Origin of the sequence: Mesorhizobium sp. GbtcB19 (assembly GCF_019091085.1) — a bacterium.
GTDB lineage: Bacteria > Pseudomonadota > Alphaproteobacteria > Rhizobiales > Rhizobiaceae > Mesorhizobium.
On record NZ_JAGXJY010000579.1, the window covers coordinates 1 to 233 of the forward strand.

Consider the following 233-nt stretch of genomic DNA (forward strand, 5'->3'; position numbering starts at 1 on the left):
ACGTTCACCCACAGCCCCATCTTGTCGGCGCTCCAGATGCTGAACAGATTGGTGCCGGCGGCGATCAGCCTCGCGTTGACCATGCCGCCCGAGCCGCCGATCAGGTAGCCGACGCCCATGATCAGCGCCGTCATCGCGGCAAGAAGCATGGCGGAGCGTAGCGTGTTCTTCGGGTCATCCGTCTGAGTTGGTGGCGAATAGGGGTCCCACCTTCTGGCGTCATGGCTAAATGA

Annotated in this window: 1 pseudogene; it reads right to left on the reverse strand. The window is 62.2% G+C overall.

Annotated elements, in window-relative coordinates:
- A pseudogene (locus KVT37_RS33725) lies at positions 1-149 on the reverse strand (protease HtpX); the annotation flags it as partial.
- Positions 150-233: the final 84 nt, after the last annotated feature.